Below are 15,862 nucleotides of genomic sequence, written 5' to 3' on the forward strand. Positions count from 1 at the left end.
GCGATGGCCCGCAATCAGGAAGCACTCGCCGCGGTCGACGAGGCCACCGGCAGCTACAAATGGGGCTTCACCTCCGACATCGAATCGGAGTTCGCGCCCAAGGGCCTCAACGAGGACATCGTCCGCTTCATCTCGGCGAAGAAGAACGAGCCGGAGTGGATGCTCGACTGGCGGCTGAAGGCCTTCCGCCAGTGGCTGAAGCTGGAATCGCCCGACTGGGCGAAGCTGCAAATCGCGCCGATCGACTATCAGGACGCCTATTATTACGCGGCGCCCAAGGCCAAGCCGACCTTGAAGTCGCTCGACGAACTCGATCCTGAAATCCGCCGCACCTACGAGAAGCTCGGCATTCCGATCGAGGAGCAGAAGGTGCTCGCCGGCGTCGAGGGCGCGCGCAAGGTCGCGGTCGACGCGGTGTTCGACAGCGTCTCGGTCGCCACCACCTTCCGCGAGGAGCTGCTGCGCGCCGGGGTCATCTTCCTGTCGATCTCCGAGGCGATCCGCGAATATCCCGAGCTGGTGAAGAAGTACCTCGGCATGGTCGTGCCGACGCGCGACAACTACTTCGCCTGCCTTAATTCGGCGGTCTTCTCCGACGGCACCTTCGTCTACGTGCCGAAGGGCGTTCGCTGCCCGATGGAGCTGTCGACCTATTTCCGCATCAACGCCGCGAACACCGGCCAGTTCGAACGCACGCTGATCATCGCCGACGAGGGCAGCTATGTCTCCTATCTCGAAGGCTGCACCGCGCCGCAGCGCGACGAGAACCAGCTGCATGCCGCCGTCGTCGAGCTGGTCGCGCACGACGATGCCGAGATCAAATATTCGACCGTCCAGAACTGGTACCCCGGCGACGCGGAAGGGAAGGGCGGCATTTATAATTTCGTGACCAAGCGTGCGCTCTGCGCGGGCAAGCGCAGCAAGGTGAGCTGGACGCAGGTCGAGACCGGCAGCGCGATCACCTGGAAATATCCGTCCTGCGTGCTGTCGGGCGAGGAATCGGTCGGCGAATTCTATTCGGTCGCCGTCACCAACAACCGCCAGCAGGCCGACACCGGCACCAAGATGATCCACCTCGGCAAGAACAGCCGCTCGACGATCATCTCGAAAGGCATCTCCACCGGCCGGTCGAACAACACCTATCGCGGCCTCGTCCGCGTCGGCCCGACGGCCGAGGGCGTGCGCAACTTCACCCAGTGCGATTCGCTGCTGCTGTCGAGCGACTGTGGCGCGCATACCGTGCCGTACATCGAGGTGAAGAACCCCACCGCGCAGATCGAGCATGAGGCGACGACCTCGAAGATCAGCGAGGACCAGCTTTTCTACGCCATGTCGCGCGGCCTCAACGCCGAGGAAGCGGTCGCGTTGATCGTCAACGGCTTCTGCCGGGAGGTGCTGCAGCAGTTGCCGATGGAATTCGCGGTCGAGGCGCAGAAGCTGCTCGGCATCAGCCTGGAAGGATCGGTCGGATGATGAAGCTCGTCGCAGCCCTGCCCGCCGTCGTGCTGCTCGCGCTTGCCGCCTGCGATGCGCCGCCGCGGCCGCCGGTGCCCGGCCCCGAGGCCCGCAAGCTCGTCGATACGCAGACGCTCGCCTATGCCGAGTGCATCGAGACCGGCGCCGAGACCGCCGCGCTCGGCCGCTCGCCCGGCCTCGTTGTCGGCGAGGTGGTTCGCGCCTGCCAGCCGCAGCGCGAGGCGCTCGCCGACGCGATCGAGAAATTCCACGCCATCGGCCACCCGAGCTTCACGCCCGAGCAGACCGAGGTGGTCGCCGAAGCGTCGATCCAGCAGCTCGAGCCGCAAATCCGCAACGACGCTATCGCGATCTACGTCAGCCGCGGCGTCGACCAGCAGAAGGCCCAGTAATGCTCATCATTTCCGACCTGCACGCCGAGGTCGACGGCAAGCCGATCCTGAAGGGCCTGTCGCTGACGGTGAACCCGGGCGAGGTCCACGCGATCATGGGCCCGAACGGTGCCGGCAAATCCACGCTCGGCTATGTGCTGTCGGGCCGCGCGGGCTATGAGGTGACCGGCGGCTCGGTGACCTTCGAGGGCCGCGACCTGCTCGACATGGAAGCGCATGAACGCGCCGCCGCCGGTCTATTCCTCGGCTTCCAGTATCCGGTCGAGATTCCGGGCGTTTCCAATCTCAATTTCCTGCGCACCGCGCTCAACGCCCAGCGCAAGCTGCGCGGCGAGGCCGAGGCCTCGGGCGCCGAGTTCATGAAGCTGGTGAAGGGCCATGCCGAAGACCTCGGGCTCAGCATGGACATGCTGAAGCGCCCGGTGAACGTCGGCTTCTCGGGTGGCGAGAAGAAGCGCAACGAGATGGTGCAGATGGCGGTGATCGCGCCAAGGCTCGCCGTGCTCGACGAGACCGATTCGGGCCTCGACATCGACGCGCTGCGCGTGGTGTCGGACGGCATCAATCGTCTGCGCTCGCCGGAGCGCGCGACCTTGCTGATCACCCACTATCAGCGCCTGCTCGACTATGTCGTGCCCGACTTCGTACACGTGCTGGTCGCGGGCCGCATCGTCCGTTCGGGCGGCGCCGAGCTGGCGCATGAGCTGGAGCGCGAAGGCTATGGAGCCATCGCCGCGTGACCTTGCCGGTACGCTTTGACGATCTCGGCCTGCCCGGCCGCCGCCACGAGGACTGGCGCTGGAGCGACCTGTCGGCGATCGAGGCGGCGCTGGCCGCCCGCGCCAACGATGGCGCGCCCGATGCGCGGCGCTGGCTGATCGACGGTGTCACCGGCCCGGTGCTGCTGTTCGTCGATGGCCGCTACTCAGCCGAGGGCAGCGACCCACAGGGCGTCACCATCGAGACCTCGGGCGGCGACGAGGCGCATATTCTGTCGCGGCTGACCCGCGGCGCGGTCGGCGCCACCCTGCGCCTCGGCCGCGAACAGGCCGCGGGGCCGATCCAGCTCGTGCATGTCGCCACCGGCGGGCAGGCACATCTCCATCACCGGCTCACGCTCGCCGAAGATGCGCAGGCGTCGATCGTCGAAACCTATGTCGGCGCGCCGGCGAGCTGGACCAACGTGGCGGTCGATATCGAACTGGCGCACAGCGCCCGGCTGATGCGCACCGTCCGCCGGCTCGGCGAGGGCGGCGTGCATACCGAGACCCTGCGCGCCGGTGTCGGCCAGGGCGCCAGCTTCATGGGCACCACCCTGCTGACGCAGGCGGAGAATGTCCGCATCGAGAGCCACGCACGTCTCCACGGCATCGGCGCCTTCGCCAGCCTCGACGGCATCATGCTCGGCCGCAACCGTCAGACCTTCGACGTGGTCAACCGCATCGAGCATGCCGCCGAGGGCGGCTCCAGCCGCCAGACCTGGCGCTCGGTCGCCGACGACCGCGCGACCTTGTCCTTCGCCGGCAAGATCCAGGTCGCCCGTGCGGCGCAGAAGACCGACGCCGAGCAGTCGGTGAAGGCGCTGCTGATGGAGCGCACCGCGACGGTCAATTCGAAGCCCGAGCTCGAAATCTTCGCCGACGACGTGAAATGCGCGCACGGCGCCACCGTCGGCGAGCTGTCAAAGGACGCGCTCTTCTACCTCGCCAGCCGCGGCGTGCCGCCCGCCGAGTCGCGCGCCATCCTCACCGAAAGCTTCCTCAGTGATGCGCTCGCCACCATCGGCGAGGACGCCGTGCGCGAGGCACTGACCGCCGACGCCATCGGCTGGCTGCGGAGGGGCGCATGAACGCCCCCGTGACCATCCCGCCGGTGACCTTCGACCGCCGCGCCGACTTCCCCGCGATCGCCGGCTGGACCTACCTCGATTCCGCCGCCACCGCGCAGAAGCCGCAGGTCGTGATCGATGCCATCACCCGCGCCTATGCCACCGACTATGCGACGGTGCATCGCGGCGTCTACGCGCGCTCGGCATCGATGACCGAGGCCTATGAGGCCGCGCGCGTTCGCGTCGCGCAATTCATCGGGGCGGCGACGCCCGAGGAGATCGTCTTCCTGCGCGGCGCGACCGAGGCGATCAACCTTGTCGCGCAGAGCTGGGGCTCCCGGCTGCAGGCCGGCGACCGCATCCTGATCTCGACGCTGGAGCATCATTCCAACATCGTGCCGTGGCAGCTGCTGCGCGACCGCACCGGTATCGAGATCGACGTCGCGCCGCTGACCGACGACCACCGTATCGACCTCGATGCATTGGAAGCGCTGCTGACCCCGCGCACCAAGCTCGTATCGATCGCGCATGTCTCGAACGTGCTCGGCAGTATCGCGGACATCGCGCGTGTCGCGAAGGCCGCGCATGCGGTCGGCGCCAAGCTGATGGTCGACGGCTGCCAGGCCGCGCCGCGGCTCGCCATCGACGTGCAGGCGCTGGGCTGCGATTTCTACACCTTCTCCGGCCACAAGCTGTACGGCCCGACCGGCATCGGTGTGCTGTGGGCGCGCGCCGACATCCTCGCCGACATGCCGCCGTGGCATGGTGGCGGCGCGATGATCGAGACGGTGAGCTTCGAGCGCACCACCTACGCCCCGCCACCGGCGCGCTTCGAGGCAGGCACGCCGCATATCGTCGGCGCGCTCGGGCTTGCCGCCGCCATCGACTATGTCGAGGGCATCGGGCTCGACCGCATCGCCCGGCACGAGGATGCGCTGGCCCGCGCGGCGCGCGACATGTTGCGCAGCTTCAATTCGGTGCGGCTGTTCGGGCCCGATGATTCGGCCGGAATCGTGTCCTTCGCGATGGACGGGGTGCATCCGCACGACATCGGCACCATATTGGACGAGGCGGGCGTGGCGATCCGCGCCGGCCACCATTGCGCCCAGCCGCTGATGGCGGCGCTGGGCGTGCCCGCCACCGCACGGGCGAGCTTCGGCATCTACAATGTGGATGCGGACATCGGCCGTCTCGCCGACGGCATCGCGAAAGTAACGAGGATCTTCGGATGAACGAGGAACCACGCAAGTTCGACGTCGAGATCATCGACGAAGCCCCGCAAGTGTCCAAGGCGCCGGCGATCGGCCGCACGCGCGACTATCTGGACGGCTTCCTTCGCCAACCCGCCAATGCCGCGCCGGCGGCCGAGCCGGGCGGCGATCTCTACGAGAATGTCATTCAGGCGCTGCGCGAGATTTTCGATCCCGAGATTCCGGTCAACATCTACGACCTCGGCCTGATCTACGGCGTCGATATCGACGAGGGGCATGTCGTGGTCACCATGACGCTGACCACGCCGCACTGCCCGGTTGCCGAATCGATGCCGGGCGAGATCGAGATGCGCGTCGGCGCAGTGCCGGGTGTCGGCTCTGCCGAGGTGAACCTCGTCTGGGATCCGCCCTGGGACCCGCAGAAGATGTCCGACGAGGCCAAGCTCGAACTGGGGATGTTGTGATGGCGACGACCGTCCGTGAACGTCCGGCCCCGATCCTGCTGTCGGACGGCGCTGTCGAGCGCATCCGCGACCTGATGGCGCGTGCACCGGAAGGCACCGCCGGCGTGCGCCTGACCACGCCGCGCAAGGGCTGCTCGGGCCTTGCCTACAGCCTCGACTATGTCGCCGAGGCGAAGCCGGGCGACGAGCGCATCGCGACGCCGGGCGGCACGCTGTTCGTCGATGGCGGCTCGCTGCTCTACCTGATCGGCTCGCGCATGGACTGGCGCGAGGACGATTTCACCGCGGGCTTCGTGTTCGAAAACCCGAACGCCAAGGGCACCTGCGGCTGCGGCGAAAGCTTCATGGTCTGACCGGCCATATCCCTCTCCCGCTTGCGGGAGAGGCTAGGTGAGGGTGTGCGAGCGCAGCGAGCCCACGGCCAGGCAGACACCCTCACCCTCCCAGCTTCGCTGGGCCCCTCCCTCTCCCGCAAGCGGGCGAGGGGTCAGGCTATCCGCCGCATCGGCTGCAGCTCCATCTTCACCAGCGAGCGCCACAGCCATTCGAACGGGCCATAGTTGAAGCGATCGAGCCACGGTTTGCTGAACGTGAGCTGGAAGGCCCAGACGCTGAACACCACCCAATAGAGTTCCGCCCGCTCGAAGCGGCCGTAGAGACCGAATCCATAGCCGTAGAACAGGGTCGTGGTGATCAGCGAGGCGCCGAGATAGTTGGTGAAGGCCATCCGCCCCGCCGCCGCCAGCCGTTCGACCGCGCCCTTCAGCGCGCCCGACTTCACGATCGCAATCACCACCGCCGCATAGCCGATGCCCATCGCCAGATGCACCGGGATCGCCAGCGCATCGGTGGCGAAGGTGGTGACCGGGTCCCAGCGCACCATCCACAGCTTGCCCGCCAGCGGCGCGCCGAACACGATGCCGACCGGGATCAGCACCGCCGCGAGCTTCGCATAGGTTCGCGTCTCCCACGCGCCGGTGAAGAAGCCGAGGCGGAACAGCGCCATGCCGATGCACATGAAGCCCAGTGCCTCCCAGACGAAGTTGGTCGGGATCAGGAAAGTCTGGAAGAAGATCACCGTCTCGGCGCGGATGTGGAACACGTCCATGACGCCGCCGCGGTAGCCGGCGATCTCGCGGGCGACCGCCGCGCCCGAGGGTGCCAGCTCGGCATAGGCGGTCTTCCACGCCGCGACCAGTTCGGGCGCCGCCCCCGGCGCCTCGGCGAGCGCGCGCATCTGCACGAAGTGGAAATGCCCCATGAAATTCCACGCCATGAGGAGGCCTAGGATGACGAGGCCTGTGCCGATCATCCGCCGCGGCGGCATGTTGCGGAACAGGAAGGCGAGGCTGCCGGCGAGCGCATAGGTGACGAGGATGTCGCCGAACCAGATCGCCCAGGCGTGGATCATGCCGAACAGCAGCAGCCAGAACATGCGCCGGTAATGCGTGCCCGCCGCCCCCGGCGACTTTCCTTCCGCCGCATCGGCGATCAGCAGCAGGCTGGCGCCGAACATCAAAGTGAACAGCGCGCGCATCTTGCCGTCGACCAGCACATAGGCGAGCGCCCAGGCGACGAGATTGGCGCCGCTGTCGCCGCCTGCCACCGTCGGGTTCATATAGGCAAAGGCCGGCAGCCCCATGCCGACGATGTTCATCAGCAAAATGCCGAGCACCGCGAAGCCGCGCACGGCATCGAGGCTCTGATAGCGCGTCATGTTTCCGTCCCCCTCGGACTGCTCGCTTACTTTTTGCCGCCGGTCGCCGCGATCTCGTAGAGCAGGTCGACATAGAGCATCGTCGCGTCGTCGAGGCCGGCAACCTTGGGGTTGCTGCTCTTGATCAGGAACCATTCGTCGGGCGCATGCGCGCCGCCGCCGCGCCCGACGCCGAACTGGCCGGCGGGCAGGTTGAGCGGCTTGCCGTTGAACACCACGCCCGGCCAGCTACCCGCGTTGCGTGGGGTCAGCGTGTAGGGGATGCCCGCCTTGTCGAGCGTCCGCTTCTGCGCCTGGATGAACGCGGTGTTCTCGTCGGTCTGGTTCGGCCCGTAGCCGCCGCTGACGTTTACCTTCACATCATCGAAGCCGCGCTTTGCCAGATGCGCCTTCAGCTTGGTTTCGGCCTCGGCGCGGGTCATGTCGGGCACCAGCCGGAATTCGAGCTTCGCCTCGGCGCGGCCGGGCAGCACGGTCTTGCCGCCGGGGCCGGTGTAGCCGCTGACCAACCCCTGGATGTTGACCGTCGGCTGCGACAGGAAACGCTCGCTGCTGGTCTGGAAATCCTCATTGTCGATCCAGCGCCCGATGCCGAGTTCCTTCTTCACGTCAGCCTCGGCGCGGCTCTTCACGCCGATGGTGATCAGCTCCTTCTGACGCGCGGTCAGCGGCTTCACATTCTCGAACCAGCCGTCGATCGCCGGGGTGTGGCCGTCGTCGGCGACGAGCGTGTCGAGCGCCTTCACCAGCCGCCACGCCGGGCTTTCGATGCGGGCGTGGTTGCTCGAATGGATATCGGCCTTGGGGTATTTGTCGCTGGTCTCGCCGCCGACGATCAGCTGGAATTCGACCGAGCCCTTGGCGCCCAAGGTGATGCCCGCCGTTCCGGCATTGGTTTGCGACGCCGTCGGGATGAACACGCCGGCGGTCTTCTTCAATGCCGCGGTCACTTCCGGGTCGGCGACGACGGTCGGGAAGTTGGGCGAGGCGATCTCCTCCTCACCCTCCGCGACCAGCACGAGATTGACCGGCAGCTTGCGTCCGGTCGCCTTGAACGCCTTCAGCGCGGCGAGGAAGGCCATTTCCGGACCCTTCTGATTGACGACGCCGCGGCCCATCATCACGAGGCCCTCGCCGGGCCGGTCGACCAGCTTCGCCTCGAGCGGCGGCGAGGTCCATTCGGCCGGATCGAACTGCTTCACGTCGTACATGAAGTAGACGCCGAGCGTGACGGGCGCGCCGGCGTCGAGCGTCGCGAACACCCCCGGCACGCCGCCCGAGGCGACGACCTTCGCTTTCTGGAAACCGGCATCGAGCGCGAGCTGGCGCATATAGTCGGCGCCCTTGTCGACGTTGAGCCCCTCGGCGGCGATCGTCGGTAGCTTGATCCAGTCCTGCAGCGCCTTGACCGTCTTGTCATGGCTGGCGGCGACGGCGGCCTTCAACTCGTCGCGCTTCGGTGTCTCTGCGGCCGCGGGTCCGGCCAGCAGCACCAGCAGCGCGCATCCAAGCTTCAGACGATTTTTGATCACAGTCGCATCCCCCGGTCAGCCATCATTCAGCCACGAAACGGCAGCATGCGCCGGATGGAAGTTGGTTTGAAGGGGGCTTTCGTGCGGATTCTGCTGGTACCGTTGATGGCCCTGTCGCTGTCGGGCTGCGTCGTCGCCACCGTCGCCGACGCGGCGGTCGATGTCGTCACCCTGCCGGTCAAGGCGGCGAGCGGCGCCGTCGACCTGATGACCACCAGCCAGGAAGAAGCCGACCGCAACGCCGGGCGCGAGATGCGCAAGCAGGCCGAGCGCGACCGCAAGGCGGCGAAGAAGGCCGCCAAGGAAGCCCGCAAGCGCGACGACTGAGTTCGTCAATATTCCAACGTTGATCGAAAATCATCCGGCGTCCGTCACGCGGGCGATGGACAGGAATCGCCGGCTCGCGCAGGAAGCGATCATGACCTTTGAGGGGGATTGATCTCATGCGCTTCGTCACCGGTGCGGCCCTCGCCGCGCTGTCGTTCGCCGCTCCGGCGCTTTCGCAGAACAGCACGCCTGTCTTCTCGCCCGACCGTGTGCGCGCGCACGTCGAGTTCCTCGCCGACGATCTCCTCGAAGGCCGCAACGCCGGCACGCGCGGCTATGATCTCGCCGCCAAATATGTCGCCAGCCAGTATCAGTCGCTCGGGTTGAAGCCCGCCGGCGCCGACGGCGGCTGGTACCAGCAGGTGCCGCTGCAGAAGAGCAGCCTCGCCGACACCAACGGATCGGTGACGATCGGCGGCAAGAGCTTCAGGAACGGCGTCGATGTGCTGTTCAGCCCGAGCGCCCGCGAGGCGGCGCAGTCGCTCGAGGCGCCGGTGGTGTTCGTCGGCTTCGGCCTCGTCGCGCCCGAGCACGGCCTCGACGACTACAAGGGCCTCAACGTGAAGGGGAAATATGTCGCCTTCCTGAGCGGCTTCCCCAAGGGCCTGCCGAGCGACATCGCCGCGCACCTCGCGTCGGAGAAAGCGAAGTTCGCGCAGGCGCATGGCGCGATCGGCACGATCTCGGTGATGACGCCGACCTCGCTGAAGGCCTTTTCGTGGGAGCGCCGCGCGGCTTATGCCGACGCCGATTCCTATACCTGGGTCGCGCCCGACGGGAAGGCACATGTCGAGGCGCCGGGCATTCAGGCGGGCGCCGCGCTGCACGGCCCGGCGATGGAAGCGCTGTTCGCCGGCGCGCCGCGTTCGCTGAAAAGCGTGCTCGCCGAGGCTGAGAAGAACGGCGCACGCCCCAAGGGTTTCGCGCTGAAGCCGACGGTGAAGATCGAGCGCCGCAGCGTGAAGTCGATCGTCAACAGCCCCAATGTGCTGGCGGTGCTGCCGGGCAGCGACCCGGCGTTGAAGGACGAATATGTCGTCCTGATGGGCCACCTCGACCATGATGGCGTCGACGAGACGCTGGCGGGCGCCGACAAGATCTACAATGGCGCGATGGACAATGCCGCGGGCATCTCGACGATGCTCGAGGTGGCGCACGCCATGGTCAATTCGGGCACGAAGCCGAAGCGCTCGATCCTGTTCGCGGCGGTGACCGCCGAGGAGGACGGGCTGCTCGGCGCCGATTATCTGGCGCGCTATCCCCTGCCGAAAGGCGGCAAGGTCGTCGGCGTGGTCAACCTCGACATGCCGGTGCTGACCTACGACTTCACCGACGTCATCGCGTTCGGCGCCGAACATTCGACGCTCGGCCCGATCGTCGAGCGCGCCGCCGGCCTCGACAGGGTGACCTTGTCGCCCGACCCGATCCCCGAGCAGGGCGTGTTCACCCGGTCGGACCATTATATGTTCGTGCGGCAGGGCGTGCCCTCGGTCTTCCTCGTCACCGGCTATGCCGGCGCGGGCAAGAAGGCCAACGACGACTTCGAGGCGAATCACTATCATCAGGTCAGCGACGACCTGAAGGTGCCGTTTGACTGGAAGGCCGGCGCCAAGTTCGCGCGCATCAACTATCTGATCGCCCGCGAGATCGCCGACACCCCGGAAGCGCCGCGCTGGTACGCCGACAGCTTCTTCGGGAAGATCTTCGCCAAGGACCAGCCGAAGGCGCCGGCGCTCGCGAAGAAGAAATAGGCCTCACTATCCCTACCGTCATTCCGGCGAAGGCCGGAATCCACACCGACCGTGGGCATGGATTCCGGCCTTCGCCGGAATGACGGGTAGGGATTGTCTAGCGAAGACTAGCTGTCGTCCGGCCCCAGGCTCGGGTCCAGTTCGCGCGGGCGGGTGAAGCGCACCAGCGTGCCGCCGCGCTCGTCGATGTCGGCCCAGCGGGCGACATCGAAACGCATCTCGGCGAGCGTCGCGGTCGGATATTTGATTTCGACCTCGTCGCGCAGGCCCGCCGCGCCTTCGGGCACCAGCATCAGCACCAGGTCTTCGAGACCCGGATTGTGGCCAACCAACAGGATGTTGCCATGCGCGTCGTCGAGCGCGTGAACGACATCGAGCAGGGTCGAGGCCGAAGCCATGTAGATCCGCTTGTCATAGGCGGGTGTCAGCGCCCGGCCGAGACCGTCCTCGACCCCGGCGATCGTCTGCTGCACGCGCAGCGCCGGCGAGGCGACGATCTGGTCGTAGGCGAGGCCTTCGTCGCGAAGATAGCGGCCCATGCGGTTGGCGGCGCGGCGACCGCGGCCGTTCAGGGGCCGGTCGAAATCGCGTTCGACCGGGTCATCCCAGCCGGACTTGGCGTGGCGCAGCAGCGTCAGCGTCTTCATTCGGCTCCCCAGGTCCCGAACGGGCCGCGCCATCGATACAAGCGGGGCCGGAGTCCGACAAGCCGCGATCAGGCGTCGACCCGTTCGTCGGCGAGCAGCTGCCGCACCGTCGCGACCGCCTGCGCGAGGCCGACCCGCTCGACCGTGACACCCGCCGGGAACGCCGCGAGCAGGCGCGACGGCACCGCTGCGCCGAGCAGCACGAACACGCCCTTGTCGGTGCCGCGCCGGATCAGCCGCCCGAACGCCTGCGCCAGCCGCCCCATGGTGACGAGATCGTCATAGGCCGCGCCGCCGAACGCCGCCCGCCGCGCCGCGTGCAGCACGGTCGGGCGCGGCCACGGCACGCCCTCCATCACCACCAGCCGCAGCGACTGGCCGGGCACGTCGACGCCGTCGCGCAACGCATCGGTGCCGAGCAGCGAGGCGTGCGCATCGGCGCGGAAGATGTCGACGAGCGTGCCGGTATCGATCGGATCGACATGCTGCGCGTAGAGCGGCAATCCCGCCTGCGCGAGCCCATCGGCGATGCGCGCATGCACCGCGCGCAACCGGGCGATGGCGGTGAACAGTCCCAGGGTGCCGCCGCCCGCCGCCTCGATCAGCGTGCGATAGGCGCCGGCGAGCGCGGGGATGTCGCCACGCTTGATGTCGTTGACGACGATGACCCGCGACTGGCGCGCATAGTCGAACGGGCTGTCGGCGGCAAAGCGCGCCGGCGGCAGCGGCAGATGCGTTGCGCCGGTGCGCATCTCGGTATCGCGCCAGTCGTCGGTCGCCTCCGACCCGCGTGATCGCAAGGTCGCCGAGGTGACGAGCACGCCATGTGCCGGCTCCAGCACCGCCTTCGCCAGCGGTTTGGTCGGGTCGAGCCAGTGGCGGTGGAGGCCGACGCCGCGCTCCGACCCGTCGATGCGATCGACGGCGAACCAGTCGACGAAATCGGGATCGGCGGGCCCGGCGAGCCGCGCCAGCAGCCCGAGCCAGCCGGCGAGCATCGCCTGCCGCAGCCGCAGCCCCGACGCCGCGCCTTCGACCCGCGCGCGCGCCGCGATGTCGAGCCAGTCGGGCGGCTCCTCGAGCAGCGCGACCAGCCGCGCCTCCAGCTTGGCGAAGGGCTTCACCAGCCGTTCGAGCGCGATCGACGCGGTGCCCGCCGCGTCGACCACCTGTGGCAGCAAATTGGCGACCTCGGTCTCCAGCCCATAGCCGCTGTCGGGCGCCTCGGCGCGGGCATAGACATGCGCGCGCACCGCCGCGAGCAAGGCCTCGATCGGCCCGTCGGGCGCGCCTTCGGCGAGGCGCGACAGCCAGCCGTCGGCGGGCATTTCGCGCGAGGCCTCGACCGCGGCATCGAGCGCCTCGGCGCCCTCCTCGTCGTAGGACAGCAGGTCGGACAGCCGCGCCGACAGCCCGCGCCGCCGCCCGCGCGAGCCCTTTTCGGGGCCGATGATCCAGCGCCGCAGCTCGATCGCCTCGGCGCCGGTCAGCGCCAGCGCAAAGGTCGAATCGGCGGCATCGAACAGATGATGCCCCTCGTCGAACACGATCCGCGTCGCCGCACTGCCCTCGGCCCGCCCGCGCACCGCGTTGACCATCACCAGCGCATGATTGGCGATGACGAGATCGGCCTGCGCCGAGGCACGCGTCGCGCGTTCGATGAAGCAGGAACGGAAATGCGGGCAACCGGCATAGACGCATTCGCCGCGCCGGTCGGTGAGCGAGGTCAGCGCCGAGCGCTGGAACAGGGTGACCAGCCAGCCGGGAAAGTCGCCGCCGATCATGTCGCCGTCGCGGGTGAACGCCGCCCAGCGCGCCGCCAGCTGCGAGAAAATCGCTGCGCGGCCCTGAAAGGCGCCCTGCACTGCATCTTCGAGATTGAGCAGGCAGAGGTAATTCTCGCGCCCCTTGCGCACCACGGCGCGGCGGCGCTTCACCTCGGGGTCGGGATAGAGGCGCGCGGTTTCGGCATCGAGCTGGCGTTGCAGCGCCTTGGTGTAGGTCGACAGCCACACCGGCGCATCGGCGGCTTCCGCCCACAAGGACGCCGGCGCCAGATAGCCGAGCGTCTTGCCGATGCCGGTCCCGGCCTCCGACAGCGCGACATTGGGCACGCCCGCCGCGCGGCGCGGCGCGAAGGCATGCGTCGCCGATCGGGCGTAGGCGCGCTGTCCCGGTCGCTCCTCCGACCCGGCGCCAAGCAGCGCATCGAGCCGCGAATCGACCGCGTTCGGGTCGAGCGTCACGTCGCGCGGCTTGGGGCGCGGCGCTGAATCCTCCCATTTGGGCAGCGCCTGAAAGAGGCCGCGCTCCGGCTTTTCCGGCCGCGCGACGCGCGCCGCGACTTCGGTGCCCCATGACCAGCGCAGCCGGTTGAGCGAGCTGGCCGCCGCATGCGCGCCGTAACGCTCGGCCCAATTGGGGCTGCCAAGCGTCGCCAGCAGCTTCGCGGCCGCGGCCTGCAGGAAGCGCGCTTCGGCTTCCTCGCCACGCGGTGCTTCCAGTCCCAGCGCCTTCGCCAGCCCCCGCGGGGTCGGCACCGCGAAGCTCGCCGGATGGACGAAGGCGTACAGCTCCAACAGGTCCATCCCCGACAGCTCGGGATAGCCCAATCGGGAGGCGGTGAGCGGCGCGTTCAGCAGCAGGTGCGGCGTGTCGGCGGCGCGCCTTATCGCGTCGCCGCGGCGCACCCGCTGCACCTCGCCATCGGGTCCGGCGAGCCACAGGCCGGCATGGCTTGCAACGAGGGAGGGATAGATCGGTTGATCGGCCATCTTCAGCGACTATAACCCGGCGGACGCAGCCGGAAAGAACGAATGAGCAACATTGAGGAGCTACGCGCTGCGGCGCTGACGAGCAAGGCGTGGCCGTTCGAAGAGGCGCGCAAAGTCGTCGCACGCGGCATCGAGGGTCGCCCCGCGGTCTTCGAGACCGGCTACGGCCCCTCGGGGCTGCCGCACATCGGCACCTTCCAGGAGGTGGCGCGCACCACCTATGTCCGCCGCGCCTATGAGCTGCTGACCGGCGGCGCGCCGACGCGGCTCATCGCCTTCTCCGACGATATGGACGGCTTGCGGAAGGTCCCCGACAATCTACCGGGCGGCGACATGCTGCGCGCCAACCTCGGCAAGCCGCTGACGCGCATCCCCGATCCGTTCGGCAAGTTCGAGAGTTTCGCGCATCATAACAACGCGATGCTGCGCGACTTCCTCGACCGCTTCGGCTTCGACTACGAATTCCTGTCGGCGACCGATTGCTACACCAGCGGCCGCTTCGACCCGACCTTGCTCCAGATTCTCGCCAATTACGACGCGGTGATCGACGTCATCCTGCCGACGCTCGGGCCGGAGCGGCGCGCCACCTATGCGCCCTTCCTGCCCGTCTGCCCGAAGACCGGCGTGGTGCTGCAGGTGCCGCTGATCGAGCGCGACGCGGCGGCGGGCACCGTCACTTATCTCGACCCCAACGACGGCGAGCGGATGACCGTGAAGGTCACCGGGGGCGCGGTGAAGTGCCAGTGGAAGGTCGACTGGGCGATGCGCTGGCTGGCGCTCGGCGTCGACTATGAGATGGCCGGCAAGGACCTGATCGATTCGGTGACGCTGTCGTCGCGGATCGTGCGCATCCTCGGCGCCAAGCCGCCCGAGGGGTTCAACTATGAGCTGTTTCTCGATGCCAACGGCGAGAAGATCTCGAAGTCGCGCGGCAACGGCCTCACCATCGAGGAGTGGCTGACCTACGCCTCGCCCGAGAGCCTCGCCTTCTACATCTACCGCGAGCCGCGCAAGGCGAAGAAGCTGTCGTTCGACGTCATCCCGAAGTCGGTCGACGAATATTATCAGTTCCTCGGCAATTTCGCCGACCAGCCGCCCGAGCAGAAGCTCGGCAACCCGGTGTTCCACATCCATGAGGGCAAGCCGGTGCCGGTCGAGCTGCCGGTCAATTTCGCGCTGCTGCTGAACCTCGTCGCCGTCGCCGGCACCGGGGTTCAGGATTCGGCGGGGCTGTGGAAGTACCTCTCGCGTTACGTCGCCGGCGCCACGCCCGAGACGCACCCCGAGCTCGACCGGCTGGTGCAGTACGCGGTGCGCTACGGCAGCGACTTCGTCGTGCCGACCCTGCAGCGCCGTGCACCGGTCGATCTCGAGGCGCAAGCGCTCGCCGACCTCGATGCGCGGCTGCAGGCGCTGCCCGACGACGCCGATGCCGAGGCGATCCAGTTCGAGGTCTATGAGTGCGGCAAGGCCGCCGGCTTCGATAATCTGCGCGACTGGTTCAAGGCGCTCTACGAGACCCTGCTCGGCTCCTCGCAGGGGCCGCGCATGGGCTCGTTCATCGCGCTCTACGGCATCGCCAACACGCGTCGGCTGATCGCCGAGGCGCTGGGCGCGGTTCGGCACTAGGCTGGACGGAACCTAAGACTTTCCCCATCGTCATCCCCGCGAAGGCGGGAATCCATTCACTCCGCCGTCGGCGACAATGGATCCCCGCCTTCGCGGGGATGACGGAGAGGGGAA

At 67.9% G+C, this 15,862-nt stretch carries 14 protein-coding genes; 10 read left to right on the forward strand and 4 right to left on the reverse strand.

The genetic code is table 11. The features are described from left to right. Window positions 1-3: 3 nt before the first annotated feature. From sufB to ACFOMD_RS07860, 7 genes are read left to right on the forward strand one after another with little or no spacing between them, the layout of a single operon-like run. On the forward strand, window positions 4-1,473 hold the full coding sequence (gene sufB, locus ACFOMD_RS07830) for a Fe-S cluster assembly protein SufB (RefSeq protein WP_380859397.1): 1,470 nt from the start codon (window positions 4-6) through the stop codon (window positions 1,471-1,473). Next, window positions 1,470-1,868, forward strand: a complete 399-nt coding sequence (locus ACFOMD_RS07835; RefSeq protein WP_380859400.1) for a hypothetical protein — start codon at window positions 1,470-1,472, stop codon at window positions 1,866-1,868. The genes sufB and ACFOMD_RS07835 overlap by 4 nt, the downstream gene beginning before the upstream one ends. Then, complete coding sequence (gene sufC / locus ACFOMD_RS07840; RefSeq protein ID WP_380859403.1) at window positions 1,868-2,608, forward strand: Fe-S cluster assembly ATPase SufC; 741 nt, start codon at window positions 1,868-1,870, stop codon at window positions 2,606-2,608. The genes ACFOMD_RS07835 and sufC overlap by 1 nt, the downstream gene beginning before the upstream one ends. Continuing rightward, entirely contained in the window at window positions 2,605-3,717 is a 1,113-nt protein-coding gene (locus tag ACFOMD_RS07845; protein ID WP_380859406.1) for a SufB/SufD family protein, read from the forward strand. The genes sufC and ACFOMD_RS07845 overlap by 4 nt, the downstream gene beginning before the upstream one ends. Next, a complete protein-coding gene (locus tag ACFOMD_RS07850; RefSeq protein ID WP_380859409.1) occupies window positions 3,714-4,928 on the forward strand; it encodes a cysteine desulfurase in 1,215 nt (404 codons plus the stop codon). The genes ACFOMD_RS07845 and ACFOMD_RS07850 overlap by 4 nt, the downstream gene beginning before the upstream one ends. Beyond that, window positions 4,925-5,371, forward strand: coding sequence for an SUF system Fe-S cluster assembly protein (locus ACFOMD_RS07855; RefSeq protein ID WP_380859412.1), 447 nt, complete (start codon window positions 4,925-4,927; stop codon window positions 5,369-5,371). The genes ACFOMD_RS07850 and ACFOMD_RS07855 overlap by 4 nt, the downstream gene beginning before the upstream one ends. Then, complete coding sequence (locus tag ACFOMD_RS07860) at window positions 5,371-5,724, forward strand: HesB/IscA family protein (RefSeq protein WP_380859415.1); 354 nt, start codon at window positions 5,371-5,373, stop codon at window positions 5,722-5,724. The genes ACFOMD_RS07855 and ACFOMD_RS07860 overlap by 1 nt, the downstream gene beginning before the upstream one ends. A 134-nt stretch (window positions 5,725-5,858) precedes the next feature. Here the strand turns inward: ACFOMD_RS07860 and ACFOMD_RS07865 are convergent, their stop codons facing one another. Further along, window positions 5,859-7,088, reverse strand: a complete 1,230-nt coding sequence (locus tag ACFOMD_RS07865) for a DUF418 domain-containing protein (RefSeq protein ID WP_380859418.1) — start codon at window positions 7,086-7,088, stop codon at window positions 5,859-5,861. 26 nt (window positions 7,089-7,114) lie between these two features. Beyond that, the gene (locus tag ACFOMD_RS07870; RefSeq protein ID WP_380859421.1) at window positions 7,115-8,620 is read right to left on the reverse strand and encodes a M20/M25/M40 family metallo-hydrolase; all 1,506 of its coding nucleotides are present in this window, start codon (window positions 8,618-8,620) and stop codon (window positions 7,115-7,117) included. A 54-nt stretch (window positions 8,621-8,674) separates the two neighbouring features. Between ACFOMD_RS07870 and ACFOMD_RS07875 the strand changes: the two genes are divergently transcribed. Both ACFOMD_RS07875 and ACFOMD_RS07880 read left to right on the forward strand, forming a co-directional pair. After that, window positions 8,675-8,947: a hypothetical protein gene (locus ACFOMD_RS07875; protein WP_380859424.1), complete on the forward strand. Its 273-nt coding sequence runs from the start codon at window positions 8,675-8,677 to the stop codon at window positions 8,945-8,947. 116 nt (window positions 8,948-9,063) lie between these two features. Further along, window positions 9,064-10,698 carry a M28 family metallopeptidase gene (locus ACFOMD_RS07880; RefSeq protein ID WP_380859427.1) on the forward strand — a complete coding sequence of 545 codons (1,635 nt, stop codon included), beginning with the start codon at window positions 9,064-9,066 and terminating at the stop codon, window positions 10,696-10,698. 107 nt (window positions 10,699-10,805) lie between these two features. On the opposite strand, the gene ACFOMD_RS07885 is transcribed toward ACFOMD_RS07880, so the two are convergent. Together ACFOMD_RS07885 and ACFOMD_RS07890 are read right to left on the reverse strand one after the other, a co-directional pair. Further along, window positions 10,806-11,345: a SixA phosphatase family protein gene (locus tag ACFOMD_RS07885; RefSeq protein ID WP_380859430.1), complete on the reverse strand. Its 540-nt coding sequence runs from the start codon at window positions 11,343-11,345 to the stop codon at window positions 10,806-10,808. Between the two features lie 68 nt (window positions 11,346-11,413). Beyond that, window positions 11,414-14,119: an ATP-dependent DNA helicase gene (locus ACFOMD_RS07890; RefSeq protein WP_380859433.1), complete on the reverse strand. Its 2,706-nt coding sequence runs from the start codon at window positions 14,117-14,119 to the stop codon at window positions 11,414-11,416. 42 nt (window positions 14,120-14,161) lie between these two features. Here ACFOMD_RS07890 and ACFOMD_RS07895 point away from each other — a divergent pair, with 42 nt between their 5' ends. Next, a complete protein-coding gene (locus ACFOMD_RS07895) occupies window positions 14,162-15,748 on the forward strand; it encodes a lysine--tRNA ligase (protein WP_380859436.1) in 1,587 nt (528 codons plus the stop codon). The last annotated feature ends 114 nt before the right edge of the window (window positions 15,749-15,862 follow it).

It is taken from the genome of Sphingoaurantiacus capsulatus, from assembly GCF_042648405.1.
GTDB lineage: Bacteria > Pseudomonadota > Alphaproteobacteria > Sphingomonadales > Sphingomonadaceae > Sphingoaurantiacus > Sphingoaurantiacus capsulatus.

Coding starts and splice junctions, on each gene's coding strand:
- sufB (WP_380859397.1), top strand. CDS start 4: ATGGCCCGCAATCAGGAAGCACTCGCCGCGGTCGACGAGGCCACCGGC.
- ACFOMD_RS07835 (WP_380859400.1), top strand. CDS start 1,470: ATGATGAAGCTCGTCGCAGCCCTGCCCGCCGTCGTGCTGCTCGCGCTT.
- sufC (WP_380859403.1), top strand. CDS start 1,868: ATGCTCATCATTTCCGACCTGCACGCCGAGGTCGACGGCAAGCCGATC.
- ACFOMD_RS07850 (WP_380859409.1), top strand. CDS start 3,714: ATGAACGCCCCCGTGACCATCCCGCCGGTGACCTTCGACCGCCGCGCC.
- ACFOMD_RS07855 (WP_380859412.1), top strand. CDS start 4,925: ATGAACGAGGAACCACGCAAGTTCGACGTCGAGATCATCGACGAAGCC.
- ACFOMD_RS07860 (WP_380859415.1), top strand. CDS start 5,371: ATGGCGACGACCGTCCGTGAACGTCCGGCCCCGATCCTGCTGTCGGAC.
- ACFOMD_RS07865 (WP_380859418.1), bottom strand. CDS start 7,088: ATGACGCGCTATCAGAGCCTCGATGCCGTGCGCGGCTTCGCGGTGCTC.
- ACFOMD_RS07875 (WP_380859424.1), top strand. CDS start 8,675: ATGGAAGTTGGTTTGAAGGGGGCTTTCGTGCGGATTCTGCTGGTACCG.
- ACFOMD_RS07880 (WP_380859427.1), top strand. CDS start 9,064: ATGCGCTTCGTCACCGGTGCGGCCCTCGCCGCGCTGTCGTTCGCCGCT.
- ACFOMD_RS07885 (WP_380859430.1), bottom strand. CDS start 11,345: ATGAAGACGCTGACGCTGCTGCGCCACGCCAAGTCCGGCTGGGATGAC.
- ACFOMD_RS07890 (WP_380859433.1), bottom strand. CDS start 14,119: ATGGCCGATCAACCGATCTATCCCTCCCTCGTTGCAAGCCATGCCGGC.
- ACFOMD_RS07895 (WP_380859436.1), top strand. CDS start 14,162: ATGAGCAACATTGAGGAGCTACGCGCTGCGGCGCTGACGAGCAAGGCG.